The organism is Stenotrophomonas sp. YJH_SMC_27, from assembly GCF_059369815.1.
This window is the reverse complement of the sequence record NZ_JCAFTA010000002.1, coordinates 213,786-229,422: the sequence shown is the minus strand read 5'-3', so window position 1 is coordinate 229,422 and position 15,637 is coordinate 213,786. Positions and strand designations below refer to the sequence as shown.

Sequence of the window (15,637 nt, the reverse complement as noted above, 5' to 3'; positions counted from 1 at the left end):
TTGCCCGGCGTACCGGTAGCTACCCCACCAGATAGCGCAACACACCCGCCGAGACCACGCCGATCAGCACGGTCGGGAGCATCGACAGCCGCGTGGCGGCCAGCAGGGTAATGGCCAGCGCGGCCAGGTCGGCGGGTTTGTCGGCAACGAAGTCCGGGGCGATCACCGAGATCAGCACGCAGCCCGGCGCGGCTTCCATCACCGTCACCGCACGTTTGCTCAGGGTGCGATTGCGCAACGCCAGGAAGCCGACGATGCGGGTCAGGTAGGTGGCGGCGGCCATCAGCACGATGGTCAGTACCGAGGTCCAGTGGATCAGGCCATTGAAGATCATGCTGCGTCCTCCGCCAGCAGCCAGGCGGCGGCCAGGCCGGCCAGTGCGCCGCTGGCCACGTACCACGCGCCCGGGACCAGCAGATAAGTGGCGGCGGCCACGACCAGGCTGACCAGCCACGGCCGCGCCGCCTTCATGCCCTGCCACATGCCGCGCAGCAGCACCAGGAACACGGCGGGGAAGGCCATGTCGAAACCATAGGCGTGGATGTCGCCCAACAGCGGCCCGATGATCGCGCCGAGTGCGGTGCAGGCCACCCAGACCGTGTACAGGCCTGCCGACACGCCCAGGTAGTAGGCCAGGCTGAAGCCAAGCGCGCGCCGGCGCGCATCGGCCACGCCCATCGCCCAGCTTTCGTCGCACATGAAGAACAGGGCCGGCAGCACGCGTCGGCGCGGCAGGTGCTGGAGCAGCGGGGCCAGGCTGGCGCCCATCAGCAGGTGGCGGCTGTTGACCAGGGCGGTGATGGCCACGATCAGCGCGATGTGCGGTGGCGAGGTCCACAGTTCGACGGCGGCGAACTCCGAGCCACCAGCGAAGTTGAGACCGGTCATCAGCGGTACTTCCAGTGCGCTCAGGCCCTTCTGGGCCGCCTGCGCACCGAGCACCAGGGCAAACGGAATGAAGCCGATCATCACCGGCACGGCGGCGCGCAGGCCGCGCAGGAATTCGGCACGCGAGGCGGTATCGCAGGTGGCGGGCGGGGGGAGGGTGGTACGGGCGTCCATGGAACGGCACAACAAGGTGGGGGTGGCCCATGCTAGCGGTCCAATCACGAAATCGGGTTGCGTTGATGCCACTTGATTCTGGATGATTGATATTTCATGCGGCCAGAAGCGAAACGGGTGAAATTCCATGCAGTACCAGCTCGACAACCTCGATCGGCGCATCCTCGACGCCCTGCAGCGCGACGGTCGCCTGCAGAACCTGGAGCTGGCTCGCCTGGTCGGGCTGTCGCCGTCGGCCTGTCTGCGCCGGGTGCGGTTGCTGGAGGAGGGCGGCTACATCGACCGCTATGTGGCCTTGTTGAACGAGGCCAAGGTGGGCCGTGGCTTCACGGTGTTCGTGCGGGTGTGGCTGCGGGGGCAGGACGAGGACACCACCAATCACTTCATCAACAGCATCAAGTCGTTCCCGGAAGTGCTGGAATGCCATCTGATGGCCGGTGACTGCGATTTCCTGCTGCGGGTGGCGGTGGCGGACCTTGATGCCTACCGGCAGTTCCAGATGCAGCACCTGAACCGGATTGCCGGGGTGCAGAACACCAAGACGGAGATTCCGATGCAGCGGATCAAGCAGACGACCCAGCTGCCGCTTTGAGGGATGAGGTTTGCGGCCGGGTTGCACCCGGCACCCGCGGGTAGTGCCGGCCGCTGGCCGGCAACCTCAACAGCAACAGCAACAGCGGGCCTGCTGAGGGATGGCGGGGTGGGTCCGGTTGCGGGGGACGCTGCAAGTCCCCCTCCGGGGCCCGGCCCAGCCGCTGGCGGCTGTGCGTTCGGGCGCTTGCGAAGCAGTGCTTCGCAAGCAAAGCGCCCTCACCCATGTAAGCTCGGTCGCCGCTTGCTCGTGTGCGCTGTCTTGCGCACACGGCAAGACCGGGGTTGGGCGTCCTGCCCAACCCGCCCGAGGCATGCCTCGGGCCCATGCGGCTCACGCCCCCGCAACCGGACCCACCCCGCCTTCGACAGATTTCCACGATCTGCCGGAACGGCATGAGCTGCTATTGGTGGGTGTCGACCTTGGTCGACACGTCTGGGTCGGCACGGGGTCGGATCCCGTTGCTGCGCAACGGGCTCTGACCCCAGGCGTGGATGAGGTGGTCTGTTCGATCTATTGATTCCTGATGGGTGACTGGCTTCAGGTCGGCTGTAGGCGGCGGTCATCGCAATGACATGTGACCCCGGTACGGTTTGAGCCCGCTTGCGGGTCGCGCGCGGGCCGAGGTTCCGGTCTTGGCGCGCGTCCACTGCAGCTGCTGTCGCTGCCGAGGGTCATGTGTTCTACGTCAGGGGGCTGAATGGACACCATGCGGTCAGAACTTGGAAGGTGGCCATCGCGGCATGGCTGCTGCTGTCCTTTGCCGCTGCCGGGCAGGACGGCGTTCATGCCTACGACATCCCTGCGCAGCCACTGGAACAGGCGGTCGAGCGCTTCAGCGTCATCAGTGGGTGGTCCGTGATGTACCCGGGCGATCTTGCCGCGGGCCGCAGCAGCCGTGCGCTGCGCGCCAGCCTGCCGCCGCTGCCCGCCCTGCAGGCGCTGCTGCAGGACTCCGGCGTCGAGGCCGAGGTGATCGGCAAACAGCGTGTGGTGCTGCGCCGGAACACGCCCTTGGCTGCCGAACCCGGTGTCGGCGCGGAACTCGCCGATGCGGAACGTCGACGTCGCTATGGTGGGCTGCAGCAGCGGCTGCGTGGGGTGTTCTGTGACGACCCGGAGATCGCTCCCGGCCGCTATGCCGCGATGCTGCGTTTCCGTGTCGACAGCGAGGGCCAGGTGCATGCGCCCGAGCTGCTGTCAGGCAGTGGCAGCGAGCGCCGCGATGCGCGCCTGCTGCAGGCGCTGCAGCACTTGGTGCTGGCGCCCGATGCCGCTGCGCTGCCGCAGCCGGTAACGCTGCAGATCCGACCTTCCGGCACCGACCACGACTGTGGCGGGCGCACGCCCCTTCCATGACTTCAAGGATTCGAACATGAGCAACGGTACGGCTGGGGCAGTTGACCTGATGGACCACCTTCTGGGTGCCTACGATGAACTGAAGCGCCGGCTGGTGCGCAAGCTGGGCTCGGAGGAGCTGGCCGGCGACGCGCTGCAGGACACGTGGATGCGCCTGAGCGCGCGGCGTGACCGCCTGGATGCCGTGCAGAACCCCGCGGCCTACCTGCTGCGCATGGCAATGAATACCGTGATCGACCGCCAACGTGCTGACCACCGCCTGCTGAGCCTGGAGGAGGTGGATACGCTGATGGACATGGCCGACCCTGCACCCGGCCCGGCGCAGGCGGCTGAACTGGACTTCGCGCTGGAAGACATGGTCGGCCTGCTGCAGCGCATGCCCGAGCGCCGTCGCCGCATCCTGCTGGCGATCCGTGTCGACGGCCTGCAGCAGCGCGATGTCGCCGATCACCTCGGTGTGTCGCTGCGGCTGGTGCAGCGTGAGCTGAAGGCCGCCCAGGACTATCTGGCCGAGCGCAGCGGAACGGGGCGCCAGGTGCGGTTCTGAACGGCGGCATCCGTCTACACTTTGACGCCGAGCAGAACCCCGCAGCGTGCGGGTCCGGCATGAGCCCCCATGGATCCTGACGATCGCCCGCAACGCCCGCTGGATGCCGTCGAGCGTCAGGCGCACGCGTGGGTGGTGCGGCTGACCTCGGGCGAGGCGACCGCCGCCGACGGGCGCCGGTTCCGCGCGTGGTGTGAGGCTGACCCGCGCCATCGCGAAGCGTTTGGCCGTGCGCGCCGGCAGTGGGAGCAGGTGCGGCTGGCCGGCGAGCAGCTGCCAGCGGCCGCGCGTCAACCGGTCGCGCCGACGCCGGCCCAGCGCTGGAGCCGACGCGCCTTCATGGGCGCCGCGATTGCCGCCCCGGCCAGCCTGGTAGTGGTGGCGGCCATCCGCCCGCCGATGGGCCTGTGGCCCTCGGTGACAGCCATGGCAGCCGATTTCCATACCGGCACCGGTGAGCGACTGCAGATCGCGCCCTCGCCGCAACTGAAGATCGAACTGGATACGCAGAGCAGCCTGCGCCGCCGCGCGCACACGCAGGGCGAAGGCTTCGAGCTGGTGCAGGGCCAGGCCGCGATCGAGACCCAGGCCGGTCTGCGCCTGGCGTTGTTCGCGGGCCCGGGCTGCGTGATTGCCGATGAGGGCGCGGTGCGCCTGGACGTACGCAACACCCAGGGCCAGGTGCGGGTGACCTGCCTGCAGGGCAGTGCCCGCATTGAGCATCCGCAGGGCCGGCTGCGGCTGCAGGCGGGCCAGCAGACCCGGTACGACGAGCGCCTCAGTGGTGTGGTGGCCGAGGCCGTGGCGTCGGAAGTGAGTGCCTGGACGGAGGGCATGCTGGTGTTCCGCCGCGCACCGCTGCGTGAGGTGGTGGAGGAGATCAACCGTTACCGCCGCGGCAAGGTACTGCTGGGCGAATCGGCATTGGCGCGCGCCCCGGTCAGCGGCCGCTTCCGCATCGATGATCCGGACGCGGCGCTGGAGCAGCTGCGACGGACGATGTCGCTGGATCTGCGTCGCTTTCCGGGTGGCATCGCCGTCCTTGGATAGATGAAGGCGCTGGCCGTGCGCGCCGCGCCGGGCTGTTGCAAGCAAGGAGAATCCAAGGATGCGCAACGAGACCATCGGTGTGCTCGATCTGCGCCGCAATCTGTCTGCATTGCTGGAAACCACCCAGCGAAGGCCCCTGATGGTGCATCGCTATGGTTCGCCCTGGGTGTGCGTGGTGTCTGACGCGCAGTGGCAGCAGCAGGCGGTGCTGCTGGACTTCAATCCGCAGTCACACCCATTGGCGATGCTGCTGCGGCTGCAGCAGCAGGAGATGCCTTTGGTCGAATCCGGGGCGCTGCCGCCTGCGGTGCTCGCACGCGCACTGCTGTTGGCGGGCATGCATGGCATCGACGATCTCACGCAGCTGCATGAGCAGGTACTGCATCATCGGCTCTGGCACTGGTTCGTGGCGGGCGCCCATGGGGTGATGGAGGGCTGGCAGCTGCCCGCACTGCGCGTTGCGCTGGCGTCATGGTGCGATGACGTGGACATGACCGATGCACTGGTCGCATTCGCTGCCCGCAGCGACGTGGCGGTACTGGCCCGCCGTTGTGGGGGTGACGCACCGCGGCTGCAGCGCGAAGCCTGCAGGCGGATGACGCTGCGATGACGTTGCCGGTGAAGCGCCACCCCGTGCACAGAGTTGCATTCGCGGTGTCGCTTCACCTGCCTTGCTGACGTCTTCTCCAGAGTACGACGCACCACGCGTCGTGGAGCACGGGCGGCGCAGATGGAAGACAGTCGCAGGATCAGCATGCTGGAGCTGGATCGCCACCTGAGCCAGTCGCTGGAGCAGGCACGGCACACGCCCCTGAACGTACAGCGCTATGGGCGCTCGTGGGTCTGGGTGCTGTCCAGTGACGCCTGGGCGGATGCGGCGCGCTGGGCGGCACTGGACAACAGTGCGCATCCACTGGCGGCACTTCGAAAGGCCCTCGACCTGCGGCTGTGGCCCTGGCCCGACGCGGCCATGAGCGCGCTGCCGCTTGGCGCAGCCGATGCGCGACTGCTGCAACGTGCGGCCCTGCTGGTGATCGTGCGTGATCTCAACACTGCGCAGCGCGTGTACGACGACCTGCGCTACCACCAGGCCTACCGCATGTTCATCGGCCTCGACCACGGCACCGCGTGGTCGCCGACGCAGTGCGTGCGTCTGCTGCAGGCGTGCGTGCATCCGTTGCTGCGCGAGTGCATCAACCAGACACTGGCCAGCGTGCCGCCGCACCTGCTCGAGGCGGCACGCGCGCCGGCTGCACGTGCGCCCGCACAGGCAACCGCGCAGCGAATCGCAGGCGGATGTTTATCGTACTGACACATGCACCGCTGACCATGGTGCAGCGGTCTCTTCCAGGATGACGAGGGCGGAACAATGGCAAGGCAGGCAGGTGGTCGCAGGGCTCGGCAGCAGGGCTTCAGCCTGATCGAGATCATGGTGGTGGTGGTGATCATCGGCATCCTTGCCGCGCTGATCGTGCCGCGGTTGATGGACCGTCCGGACCAGGCGCGTGTGGTGGCGGCGCGCCAGGACATCGCGGCGCTGATGCAGGCGCTGAAGTTGTTCAAGCTGGACAATGGGCGCTATCCCAGTGCCGAACAGGGCCTGCAGGCGCTGGTGAAGCCGCCGCAGGGCAGCGGTGCGTTGCCGGTGACGCCGTATCTGGATCGCCTGCCGAATGATCCGTGGGGCCATCCGTACCAGTACCAGGTTCCAGGCACTCATGGCGACATCGATGTGTTCTCGCTGGGTGCGGACAGCAAGCCCGGTGGCGACGCCGGGAACGCAGACATCGGCTCCTGGCAGCTGTGAGGCGTGCTGATGGCAGCCCGGACGCGTTCGATTTCATGCATCCACCAGCGTGGCGTGGCGGTGATCGTGGCCTTGCTGGTGGTGGCATTGGTGGCCGTGATTGCCACTGCGCTGCTGACCCGGCAGTCGGCGCAGCTGCGCGCGCTGCGCGGCGACCAGTTGCGCGCACAGGTACGCATGGCGGTGGATGCGACGCTGGAGCGTGCGGCGCAGCAGCTGCGTGAGGATGTCAAGGAACAGCTGACCACGGTGCGCAGCGGGCGCTGGGCGCGCCCGTTGGAATTGCAGGCGCCATTGCCGGTGCAGCTGCAACTGGTCGATGCGCAGTCGATGTTCAACCTGCGCAACCTGCTGGCACAGGGCAGGCCGGACCCCGAGGCGCGGGGCGCGTTCGTCGCGTTGTGCGCCGGGCAGGGGCTGGGCCAGGGCACCTGCGCATCCGCGGTGGACCACATCCAGGCGCGCCTGCGCGACGGCGATGTGCAGGCGCAGGCACCGCTGCCGCGCGAATCACTGATCGAACAGGCGCTGGTCGGCGCTGACCCGGTGGCGTTGCAGGCGCTGGCGCGGCGCACCGTGGTGTTGCCGGCGCAGACCCTGGTCAACGCCAACACCTGCGACCTGAGCGTCCTGCAGGCGGTCGCGCCTGCGGTGGAACCGGCAAGGCTGCAGGCGCTGCTCGCTGAGCGCGACGCTGGCCACTGGCTGCTCAACCGCGGTGACATCGCCAACCGACTCCAACTGAGCAACGAACAGATGGCCGTGCTTCCGCTGGGTATCCATAGCGAGTGGTTCCTGGCCGTGGGCCGGGTGCAGGCTGACGGCAGCGCGGTTGATTTTCGCGCGCTGCTCTGGCGTGAGTACCGCGACGACGGGGTACGTGTACAACGGGTGTGGACGAGGATCGGCGCATGACGGTGCAGCTTCGGGTGCGCCTGCCGCCGTTGGCGCACCTGCGCGCCGACAGCGCGGTGGACTGGGCGCAGCTGCACAAGGACGAGGTAGTGGCACACGGCCGCGACACGCTGGCCGCGCTGGGTCTGCGGCATCCGCGGGCCACAGTGCATGCCTGCCTTGACCCGAACGACCTGATCCTGCTGGAACTGCAGCTGCCACCGCTGTCCGGGCGCCGCCTGCAGGCGGCGTTGCAGGGCGAGGTGGAGGCCATGCTGCTGGATGACCTGCAGGACGTGGCGCTGGCCCACGGTCCGCAGGCGGCAGACGGTACGGTTCCGGTGGCCTGGCTCGGTCAGCAGGCCATCGCGCAGGTGCAGCAGCTGCTGGCCTCGTGTGCGCTGCAGCTGCAGGCGTTGTATCCGACGCCACTGCTGCTGCCTTGGCAGCGCGGCCACGCCACGCTGCAGGTCAGCGGCGAGCATCTGCTGGTGCGCAGCGGGCGCGATCGGGGACTTGTCCAATGGTATGGCGGACGTGACGCGTCCGCGGTGATGCAGGCGTTGGCCACCCGCCTGCAACAGGCCGGGGTGCGGGCCGTGCAATGGATCGACAGCGTACCGCCGGCGTGGCCGGACAGCCTGCCGGCCAGCGCCGTTGCGCATGAACAGCAGGCCTGTGGTCCGTTGCCGGGTTGGTCATTGCCGCTGCCCGGCGCAGGCCGTCAAGCGCCGCGACTGGCGATCGGCCTGGCACTGGCGGCGGTGCTGCTGGCTGCACTTGGCCTGCAGTGGCAGGTCTCGCGTTGGCGGATCGAGGGTGAGGCGCTGCAGCAGGGCATGGCACGGCAGTTCAGCGCACGCTTTCCGGAGGTCACCGATGTGGTGGACCCGGTGTTGCAGGCAAGGCGAGCGCTTGCGGTTCCACCGCCGACGCCGCCGTTGCCGGCGCTGCAACGTCAGGTCGCCAGCACGCTGCACGCGGTTCCGGAGCTGGCGGGTCAGGTGCACAGCCTGCACTACCAACCCGGGCAGGTGTACCTGGAGCTGGACGCCGGTGCCCAGGCATTGGCCGACGATCCACAGCGGCTTGAGCGCTGGCAGCAAGCGATGCAGGCGCAGGGACTGCAGCTGGCGCGCGATACCGGTGGACGCCTGCGGGTGAGCGGAGCGGGACAGTGACGACCCGAACCCTGCGGCTGGGCCAGGGGCTGGTGGGCCTGCAGCAGCGCTGGCAACGCCTGCCACCGCGCGACCGGCTGATGCTGTGGGTGATGGTGGTGGCGCTGCTGGTAGCGGGCCTGTGGTCGTTATGGCTGGAGCCCCTGCTGAAGCAGCGCACGCACTGGCAGGCCGAACTGCCACGGCTGCAGGCGCAGTCCCGCGCACTGGCGCCGCTGCTGCGCGCGCGTGAGCGCCAGCAGCTGGCGCAGGGCCAGCATCCGACCCTGGCCGGGCTGCGTGACCAGATCAAGGCTGCCGGTCTGGCCGACGGCCTGCACATCGAAGCGCGCGACGGGCGCTGGCACCTGCAGGTACGGGCCGTACCCGCCGATGCGCTATGGAACTGGCTGCTGCCGCTGCTGGCCGACCCGGCCATCGAGTTGCAGCAGCTGCAATTGACACGCACAGGGGATGCGAACATGCCGGCGGCACGGATTTCAGGACACATCGTGATGGTGGCAACTGCGGGTGCCCATCCATGAGGGCGATGCGCAGCCTTGCCTGCAGTGCCGCATTGGCACTGATCGTGTGCATGGGCCACGCGCCGGCACCCGTGCTGGCGCAGGACACCCGCGATGAGCCGGTGCAGTTGAACCTGGTCGACACCGACATCGGCGGCGTGCTGCGCATGGCGGCGCGCTTCACCGGGCGCCAGTTCCTGGTCGACCCACGCGTGACCGGCAAGATGACGGTGGTTTCCGATGGCCCGGTCAGCCGTACCCAGGCCTACCAGTTGCTGCTGGGCGCATTGCGCATGCGTGGCTTCGCCGTGGTCGAGAACGGCGGCGTCAGCCGGGTGGTGCCGCAGGCCGATGCCAAGTTGCTCGGTGGACGGGTGGGCAGCGGTGGTGCAGGGGGCGAGATCGCCACGCGCACCTTTGCGCTGCGCTATGAGAATGCGGCGGCGCTGGTGGCTGTGCTGCGGCCGATGATCAGCCCGGACAACCCGATCACCGCCAATCCAGGCAACAACACCCTGGTGATCACCGACTACGCCGACAACCTGGATCGCATCGCGCGGGTGATCGCCAGCGTCGACACGCCCGCCGGCATGGACACCGATGTGGTGAAGCTGCAGCAGGGCATTGCGGTGGACGTGGCGGCAATGGTCGCACCGCTGCTGGATGCGCAGGGTGCCGAGCCGGGCCAGAAGGTGGTGGTGATGGCCGACCCGCGCAGCAACAGCGTGCTGCTGCGTTCCAGCAGCCCCGGCCGCACCCGTCTGGCGCGGCAGCTGGTGGAGAAGCTGGACCGCGCCCAGGACGAGTCCGGCAACCTGCATGTGGTCTACCTGCGCAATGCCCAGGCCAATCAGCTCGCCGGCGTGCTGCGCGGCGTGGTTGCGGGGCAGAGCGATGCGCCGGCAGTGGGCAGCAATGAAGGCATCACGCCACTGCCTGGCGATGCAAGCCGTTCCGCACCGGCGCAGCCGTCGCAACCGCAGCAGGCCAAGACCGGAAGCAATGCGCTGGAATCGCAGCGGCTGGACCCGAGCCGGCGTGACCCGATCGATGCGGGAAGCACCGGCTTCAGCCAGAACGGCATCTCGGTGCAGGCGGACGTGGCCACCAACACGCTGCTGATCTCGGCGCCGGAGCCGGTGTACCGCAACCTGCGACGGGTGATCGACCAGCTCGACCAGCGCCGTGCACAGGTGCTGGTCGAGAGCCTGATCGTGGAGGTCAACCAGACCGATGCGGCCGAGCTGGGCGTGCAGTGGATGCTGGGCAATGGACGCACCTTTGGTGGCACCCACTTCGGTGGCGCCACCGGCGGCAGTGGGCTCAATACCGGTGCCCGCACCACGCTGGACGTGCTTCCCCGGGATGGCCTGAAGATCGGCGTGATCGACGGCACCATCAACCTTCCAGGTGTCGGCCAGATCCTCAACATGAAAGCGCTGGCCAACGCACTGCAGAGCAAGGGCGGCGCCAACATCCTGTCCACGCCGAACCTGATGACGCTGGACAACGAAGCGGCCAGCATCATGGTCGGCCAGACCGTGCCGTTTGTCAGCGGGCGCTACGTGACCGACGGTGGCGGCGGCAGCAACAACCCGTTCCAGACCATCGTGCGCGAGGACGTGGGCCTGAAGCTGCGCGTGCGCCCGCAGATTTCCGAAGGCGGCACGGTGAAGCTGGACATCTACCAGGAAGTCAGCAGCATCGACGCGCAGAGCGCGAACAGCACGGCCGGCATCATCACCAACAAGCGCGCCCTGGATACCAGCGTGCTGCTGGACGATGGCCAGATCATGGTGCTGGGTGGCCTGCTGGAAGACAGCGTCAGCCATGGCCGTGATGCGGTGCCGGGGCTGGGAAAGATCCCGGTGCTGGGCGCCTTGTTCCGCAGCGACACGCGCAAGCGCGCCAAGACCAACCTGATGGTGTTCCTGCGCCCGCACGTGGTGCGTGACCCGGCCGCCGGCCAGCGCCTGACCCGCGACCGCTACGACTACATGCGCAACGCGCAGGCGGGCGCGCAGCCAGTACAGAGCTGGGCCTTGCCGGCGCTGTCGGCACCGCAGCTGCCACCGCAGGACCTGTCTGTACTCGGCCAGGGCAATGCGCGCGATGGCCGGGGCCAGCCGTTGCAGAACACCAGCCTGGCCGCGTTGTATCCGTCCGGTGACGGCGATGCGCAGCTGGTGCAGTTCGCGCAGGGGCTGGACCCGGCGCGTGCCAGCCAGGGCGTGGCGCAGGTGCGGGCACTGGGCCTGCAGGCCTATGCTGAAGCGACGCCCGGCGAGAGCGGGCAACGCCTGCGCGTGCGATTGCCGCGCGATCCGGCGACGCTGGACCCTGCGCTGCAGCAGCTGCGCGGGCTGGGCTACACGCCGGAACTGGTGATCGGGCCGTGAGCGCTTCCGCGCCGCTGGCGTACGCCTGGGTGCGCAGCCATGGCGTAATGCTGTCCGAAGTTGGCGGCGAGCCCGTGTTGCTGGGCACCGCCGACACCGCAGCGTGGGCTGTGGCCGAGCTGCGCCGGCGGCATGGCCCGCTTCCGTTCCAGATGCTGGATGCGGCAGCCTGGCAGCAGCACTTGGGCGAGCAGTACCGTGACGGCGGCGATGCCGCTGCCGTGGTGGGGGCCGTCGAGAGTGAAGTCGATCTGGACCGGTTGATGCAGGACATGCCGGAGGTCACCGACCTGCTGGATGCGCAGGACGATGCGCCGGTGATCCGCATGATCAATGCGTTGCTGGCACAGGCTGCACGCGACGGTGCCAGCGATCTGCATATCGAGCCGTTCGAGACCCATTCGGTGGTGCGCTACCGGGTGGACGGCACGCTGCGCGACATGGTGCAGCCACGGCGCGCACTGCATGCAGCGCTGGTGTCGCGCATCAAGATCATGGCCCACCTGGACATCGCCGAGAAGCGGTTGCCACAGGATGGGCGCATTGCGATCCGCGTGGGCGGGCGGCCGCTGGACATCCGTGTTTCCACTGTACCGACCGGGCACGGCGAGCGCGCCGTGCTGCGATTGCTGGAAAAGGATGCCGGCCGCCTGCAGCTGCAGCGCCTGGGCATGGCCGATGACACCTTGGCCACATTCACCGGGCTGATCCGGCAGCCGCACGGGATCGTGCTGGTGACCGGGCCGACCGGCAGCGGCAAGACCACGTCGCTGTACGCCGCGCTGGGCCAGCTTGACAGCAGCACCAGCAACATCCTCACCGTGGAAGACCCAGTGGAGTACGACTTTGCAGGCATCGGCCAGATCCAGGTCAACGCGCGCATCGGCATGAGCTTTGGCACCGCGCTGCGCGCGATCCTGCGCCAGGATCCGGACTCGATCATGATCGGTGAGATACGCGACCTGGAAACCGCACAGATCGCGGTGCAGTCGTCACTGACCGGGCATGGGGTGCTGGCCTCGCTGCACACCAACGATGCGATCTCGGCGGTGACCCGCCTGGCCGACATGGGCGTGGAGCCGTTCCTGCTGGCTTCGTCGCTGCGCGGCGTACTGGCGCAGCGGCTGGTGCGCCGGCTGTGCACGCAGTGCCGGCGTGCCGAGGTGGATGGCGAAGGCCGAACCGTGTGGCGCGCGGTGGGCTGTGCGGCCTGTGCCAACAGCGGCTATCGGGGACGCACCGGCATCCATGAACTGTTCGTGGTCGATGACCGCGTGCGCGCATTGATCCATGAAGGGCAGGGCGAGCCCGCGCTGCGCGAGGCCGCGCGGCGCGCCGGCATGCGCACGTTGCGGCAGGACGGCCAGCGCTGGGTCGACAGCGGGGTGACCACGCTGGAAGAAATCCTGCGCGTCACCGGCGACGACTGAGACGACGATGGCACTGTTCGATTATCAGGCCGCCAACGCGCAGGGCCGCATCGAGAAAGGCCAGCTGGACGCCGACAGCCCGCGCGGTGCGCGTCAGCTGCTGCGCGGGCGTGGGCTGACGCCTGTGCAGGTCAGTGCGGCGCGCAGTGCCGGCAGTGGCTGGGGTGCTCGCCGGTTGTCAGCCAGTGAGCTGGCCTGGGCCACGCGCCAGCTGGCCAGCCTGCTGGCCGCCAGCCTGCCGTTGGAAGGTGCCTTGAGTGCGGTGATCGAGCAGGCCGAGCGCCCGCACGTAGCGCAGGCGCTTACTGCCGTGCGTGCGGATGTACGTGCTGGCCAGCGCCTGACCGTGGCACTCGCCGCGCGGCCTCGCGATTTCCCGCCGATCTATCGGGCCCTGGTGGGGGCGGGTGAAGACTCCGGCGACCTCGCGCGAGTGATGGAGCGCCTGGCCGACTACATCGAAGAGCGCAACGCGCTGCAGGCCAAGGTGCTGACCGCCTTCATCTACCCGGCGGCGATCAGCCTGGTGTCGGTGGCGATCGTCATCTTCCTGCTCAGCTACGTGGTGCCGCAGGTGGTGACCGCGTTCGTGCAGGCGCGGCAGACGCTGCCGATGCTGACCCAGGTGATGCTGGCGGCCAGTGCTTTCGTGCGCAGTTGGGGCGTGTGGGCGGGGCTGGGCATCGCTGCGCTGGTGGTGGCATGGCGACTGGCGCTGCGCCGGCCCGAGCTGCGCCTGCGCTGGGACGCGATGCTGCTGCGGCTGCCGATGGTCGGGCGTTTCGTGCTGGGTGTGAACAGTGCGCGCTTCGCCTCGACACTGGCGATCCTGCTGGATGCCGGCGTGCCGCTGCTGCGCGCGTTGGAAGCTGCCCGGCAGACACTGGGCAATGCGTTGCTGGCGCGTTGTGCCGATGACGTGTCCGCGCGCGTACGCGAAGGCGCTGCGCTGGGTGCTGCGTTGAAGGTACAGAAGGTATATCCGCCGATCCTGGTGCATCTGGTGGCCAGTGGCGAGAAGACCGGTTCGCTGGCGCCGCTGCTGGATCGCGCCGCGCAGACCATCTCACGCGAGATCGAGCGTCGCGCGATGGCGCTGACCGCCCTGCTGGAACCGACCATGATCCTGGTGATGGGCGGCGTGGTGCTGACGATCGTGCTGGCGGTGCTGATGCCGATCATGGAAATGAACCAGCTGGTGCAGTGATGCGCAAAGCGCATCACAGGTAGAGTCGACTGTTAGTCGACTAGCGCGCAGCGCGCGTGCTTCGTACTGCTGCTGCGTGTGAAGAGCAGTCGACTAACAGTCGACTCTACCCAGTCGATTCGATCCAGCCGATCCCATCAAATCGATTCGATCCAGTCGATTCCATCGAATCGATCCCATCCAGTCGATCGGACGGCGTCGTTGGAATGTGGCATGGGCCGATTCTCCACACAATCCTCCACACCTTTTTTCGATCTTCCACAGGTTTCTTAAGCGGCCTGTCATCGGTGCGGACCAGCATGGACACGTCGCCGCAGAGTGGGCTGGGAGGCCCTCGGCGGCAGCAGGCGTGTAGTGACCGTTCCTCCCTTGGCGTTTCCCTTCGCAGTAAACCCTTCAGGAGAAGATCATGAACAAGTACAAGACCCTGGCCGCGCTGGTTGCTACCGCGCTGCTGGCCGCTGCTGGTGCCGCTTCGGCCCAGACCGCCGTCACCGGCGGCGGCGCTTCGCTGCCGGCCGACCTGTACAAGGGCCAGGCCGACAGCATCCTGCCGGCCAACTTCAGCTATGCCGTGACCGGTTCGGGCACCGGCAAGAAGGCCTTCCTGGAAAACAATTCGGCGCTGTTCTCCACCACCGGTACCGTGCACTTCGCCGGTAGCGATTCGGTGCTGAACAGCACCGAGCTGAGCACCTACAACAGCACCTACAACGTGTCCGGCGACGCCAACCGCTATGGTGCTCTGGTGCAGATCCCGTCGGTGGCCACCTCGGTCACCATTCCGTTCAACAAGGCTGGTTCGGCGGTTGACCTGTCGGTCACCCAGATCTGCGGCATCTTCTCCGGCAAGATCAACAACTGGAGCCAGCTGGCGGGCCTGGGCCGTACCGGCGCCATCCAGGTCGTCTACCGCGGCGAAAGCAGCGGCACCAGCGAACTGCTGACCCGCTTCCTGACCAGCGCCTGCCAGCCGGCTGACGTGTCGGGTACCAACCTGAAGCTGACCAACGGCGTGCCGGCATTCTCGGTGCAGTCGACCTTCGCCAACCTGTTCACCAGCTTGCCGTCGAACTTCATCGCTGCCCCGGCCACCGGTGGCACCGCGCTGTACAACGCCGTCTATGCCGTTGACGGCCGCGTCGGCTATGTCGGTCCGGACGTGATCCCGAGCCTGACCGATGCCACCAAGATCGCCAAGGTCAAGGGCTTCTCGCCGGATGAAGTGAGTGTGCAGGCCACGCTGGAAACCGCTGCGCCGCCGACCGGTGCCGCCGCCGAGAACCCGGCGAACTGGGTGCCGGTGTTCGGCAACCCGAACGCGGGCTATCCGATTGCCGGGTACACCAACTTCGTGTTCGGCCAGTGCTACAAGAATGGCACTGTGGGCGCCAACGTGCGTGCCTTCCTGGCACGTCACTACGGCAGTGTCGTCGATGCCAGCGGCGTCGAGAAGGGTCCGAACGACGACGCGATCCGCGCGCACAAGTTCATTCCGCTGACCAAGACCTGGCGTGATGCGGTCCGTACCCGCTTCGCCACCGCCAGCAATGCCGGTGCGGTGAACAATCCGAGCACCTGCTCGGGCATCGGTCGTCCGCTGTAA

16 protein-coding genes are annotated in these 15,637 nt (G+C 68.0%); 14 read left to right on the top strand and 2 right to left on the bottom strand.

All coding sequences use genetic code 11. From position 1 onward, the window contains the following. Positions 1-19: 19 nt before the first annotated feature. Both AC5P7R_RS04585 and AC5P7R_RS04580 read right to left on the bottom strand, forming a co-directional pair. A complete protein-coding gene (locus AC5P7R_RS04585) occupies positions 20-334 on the bottom strand; it encodes an AzlD family protein (protein ID WP_111102601.1) in 315 nt (104 codons plus the stop codon). Further along, on the bottom strand, positions 331-1,062 hold the full coding sequence (locus AC5P7R_RS04580; protein WP_227853838.1) for an AzlC family ABC transporter permease: 732 nt from the start codon (positions 1,060-1,062) through the stop codon (positions 331-333). Before AC5P7R_RS04580 ends, AC5P7R_RS04585 begins: the two co-directional genes overlap by 4 nt. A 127-nt stretch (positions 1,063-1,189) precedes the next feature. Here AC5P7R_RS04580 and AC5P7R_RS04575 point away from each other — a divergent pair, with 127 nt between their 5' ends. From AC5P7R_RS04575 to AC5P7R_RS04510, 14 genes are all read left to right on the top strand, one after another. After that, entirely contained in the window at positions 1,190-1,654 is a 465-nt protein-coding gene (locus tag AC5P7R_RS04575; protein ID WP_005413654.1) for an Lrp/AsnC family transcriptional regulator, read from the top strand. A gap of 678 nt (positions 1,655-2,332) precedes the next feature. Next, positions 2,333-3,013 (top strand): STN domain-containing protein, encoded by a 681-nt coding sequence (locus AC5P7R_RS04570; protein WP_155029668.1) that lies wholly within the window; start codon positions 2,333-2,335, stop codon positions 3,011-3,013. A 16-nt stretch (positions 3,014-3,029) separates the two neighbouring features. Further along, entirely contained in the window at positions 3,030-3,560 is a 531-nt protein-coding gene (locus tag AC5P7R_RS04565; RefSeq protein ID WP_026347004.1) for an RNA polymerase sigma factor, read from the top strand. A gap of 69 nt (positions 3,561-3,629) precedes the next feature. Beyond that, positions 3,630-4,610: a FecR family protein gene (locus AC5P7R_RS04560; RefSeq protein ID WP_227853839.1), complete on the top strand. Its 981-nt coding sequence runs from the start codon at positions 3,630-3,632 to the stop codon at positions 4,608-4,610. Between the two features lie 58 nt (positions 4,611-4,668). Further along, on the top strand, positions 4,669-5,220 hold the full coding sequence (locus AC5P7R_RS04555) for a hypothetical protein (RefSeq protein WP_111098548.1): 552 nt from the start codon (positions 4,669-4,671) through the stop codon (positions 5,218-5,220). A gap of 120 nt (positions 5,221-5,340) precedes the next feature. Beyond that, a complete protein-coding gene (locus AC5P7R_RS04550; protein ID WP_227853840.1) occupies positions 5,341-5,922 on the top strand; it encodes a hypothetical protein in 582 nt (193 codons plus the stop codon). 57 nt (positions 5,923-5,979) lie between these two features. Next, positions 5,980-6,417, top strand: coding sequence for a type II secretion system major pseudopilin GspG (gspG, locus tag AC5P7R_RS04545; protein WP_005416799.1), 438 nt, complete (start codon positions 5,980-5,982; stop codon positions 6,415-6,417). 9 nt (positions 6,418-6,426) lie between these two features. Beyond that, a complete protein-coding gene (gene gspK, locus AC5P7R_RS04540) occupies positions 6,427-7,332 on the top strand; it encodes a type II secretion system minor pseudopilin GspK (RefSeq protein ID WP_031270524.1) in 906 nt (301 codons plus the stop codon). Next, complete coding sequence (gspL, locus tag AC5P7R_RS04535; RefSeq protein ID WP_227853841.1) at positions 7,329-8,492, top strand: type II secretion system protein GspL; 1,164 nt, start codon at positions 7,329-7,331, stop codon at positions 8,490-8,492. The genes gspK and gspL overlap by 4 nt, the downstream gene beginning before the upstream one ends. Beyond that, positions 8,489-9,016: a type II secretion system protein M gene (locus tag AC5P7R_RS04530; protein ID WP_021203914.1), complete on the top strand. Its 528-nt coding sequence runs from the start codon at positions 8,489-8,491 to the stop codon at positions 9,014-9,016. The genes gspL and AC5P7R_RS04530 overlap by 4 nt, the downstream gene beginning before the upstream one ends. Beyond that, entirely contained in the window at positions 9,013-11,394 is a 2,382-nt protein-coding gene (gene gspD / locus AC5P7R_RS04525; RefSeq protein WP_021203913.1) for a type II secretion system secretin GspD, read from the top strand. The genes AC5P7R_RS04530 and gspD overlap by 4 nt, the downstream gene beginning before the upstream one ends. Then, a complete protein-coding gene (gene gspE, locus AC5P7R_RS04520; RefSeq protein ID WP_021203912.1) occupies positions 11,391-12,824 on the top strand; it encodes a type II secretion system ATPase GspE in 1,434 nt (477 codons plus the stop codon). The genes gspD and gspE overlap by 4 nt, the downstream gene beginning before the upstream one ends. 7 nt (positions 12,825-12,831) lie before the next feature. Next, a complete protein-coding gene (gene gspF / locus AC5P7R_RS04515) occupies positions 12,832-14,031 on the top strand; it encodes a type II secretion system inner membrane protein GspF (RefSeq protein ID WP_111098541.1) in 1,200 nt (399 codons plus the stop codon). A gap of 409 nt (positions 14,032-14,440) precedes the next feature. After that, positions 14,441-15,637 carry a substrate-binding domain-containing protein gene (locus AC5P7R_RS04510; protein ID WP_227853842.1) on the top strand — a complete coding sequence of 399 codons (1,197 nt, stop codon included), beginning with the start codon at positions 14,441-14,443 and terminating at the stop codon, positions 15,635-15,637.

Bases quoted from the DNA above. Each gene is read 5' to 3' on its own strand.
- AC5P7R_RS04510 (WP_227853842.1), top strand. From the start codon at position 14,441: ATGAACAAGTACAAGACCCTGGCCGCGCTGGTTGCTACCGCGCTGCTG.
- gspF (WP_111098541.1), top strand. From the start codon at position 12,832: ATGGCACTGTTCGATTATCAGGCCGCCAACGCGCAGGGCCGCATCGAG.
- AC5P7R_RS04580 (WP_227853838.1), bottom strand. From the start codon at position 1,062: ATGGACGCCCGTACCACCCTCCCCCCGCCCGCCACCTGCGATACCGCC.
- AC5P7R_RS04565 (WP_026347004.1), top strand. From the start codon at position 3,030: ATGAGCAACGGTACGGCTGGGGCAGTTGACCTGATGGACCACCTTCTG.
- AC5P7R_RS04585 (WP_111102601.1), bottom strand. From the start codon at position 334: ATGATCTTCAATGGCCTGATCCACTGGACCTCGGTACTGACCATCGTG.
- AC5P7R_RS04560 (WP_227853839.1), top strand. From the start codon at position 3,630: ATGGATCCTGACGATCGCCCGCAACGCCCGCTGGATGCCGTCGAGCGT.
- gspL (WP_227853841.1), top strand. From the start codon at position 7,329: ATGACGGTGCAGCTTCGGGTGCGCCTGCCGCCGTTGGCGCACCTGCGC.
- gspG (WP_005416799.1), top strand. From the start codon at position 5,980: ATGGCAAGGCAGGCAGGTGGTCGCAGGGCTCGGCAGCAGGGCTTCAGC.
- AC5P7R_RS04550 (WP_227853840.1), top strand. From the start codon at position 5,341: ATGGAAGACAGTCGCAGGATCAGCATGCTGGAGCTGGATCGCCACCTG.
- AC5P7R_RS04555 (WP_111098548.1), top strand. From the start codon at position 4,669: ATGCGCAACGAGACCATCGGTGTGCTCGATCTGCGCCGCAATCTGTCT.
- gspD (WP_021203913.1), top strand. From the start codon at position 9,013: ATGAGGGCGATGCGCAGCCTTGCCTGCAGTGCCGCATTGGCACTGATC.
- gspK (WP_031270524.1), top strand. From the start codon at position 6,427: ATGGCAGCCCGGACGCGTTCGATTTCATGCATCCACCAGCGTGGCGTG.
- AC5P7R_RS04575 (WP_005413654.1), top strand. From the start codon at position 1,190: ATGCAGTACCAGCTCGACAACCTCGATCGGCGCATCCTCGACGCCCTG.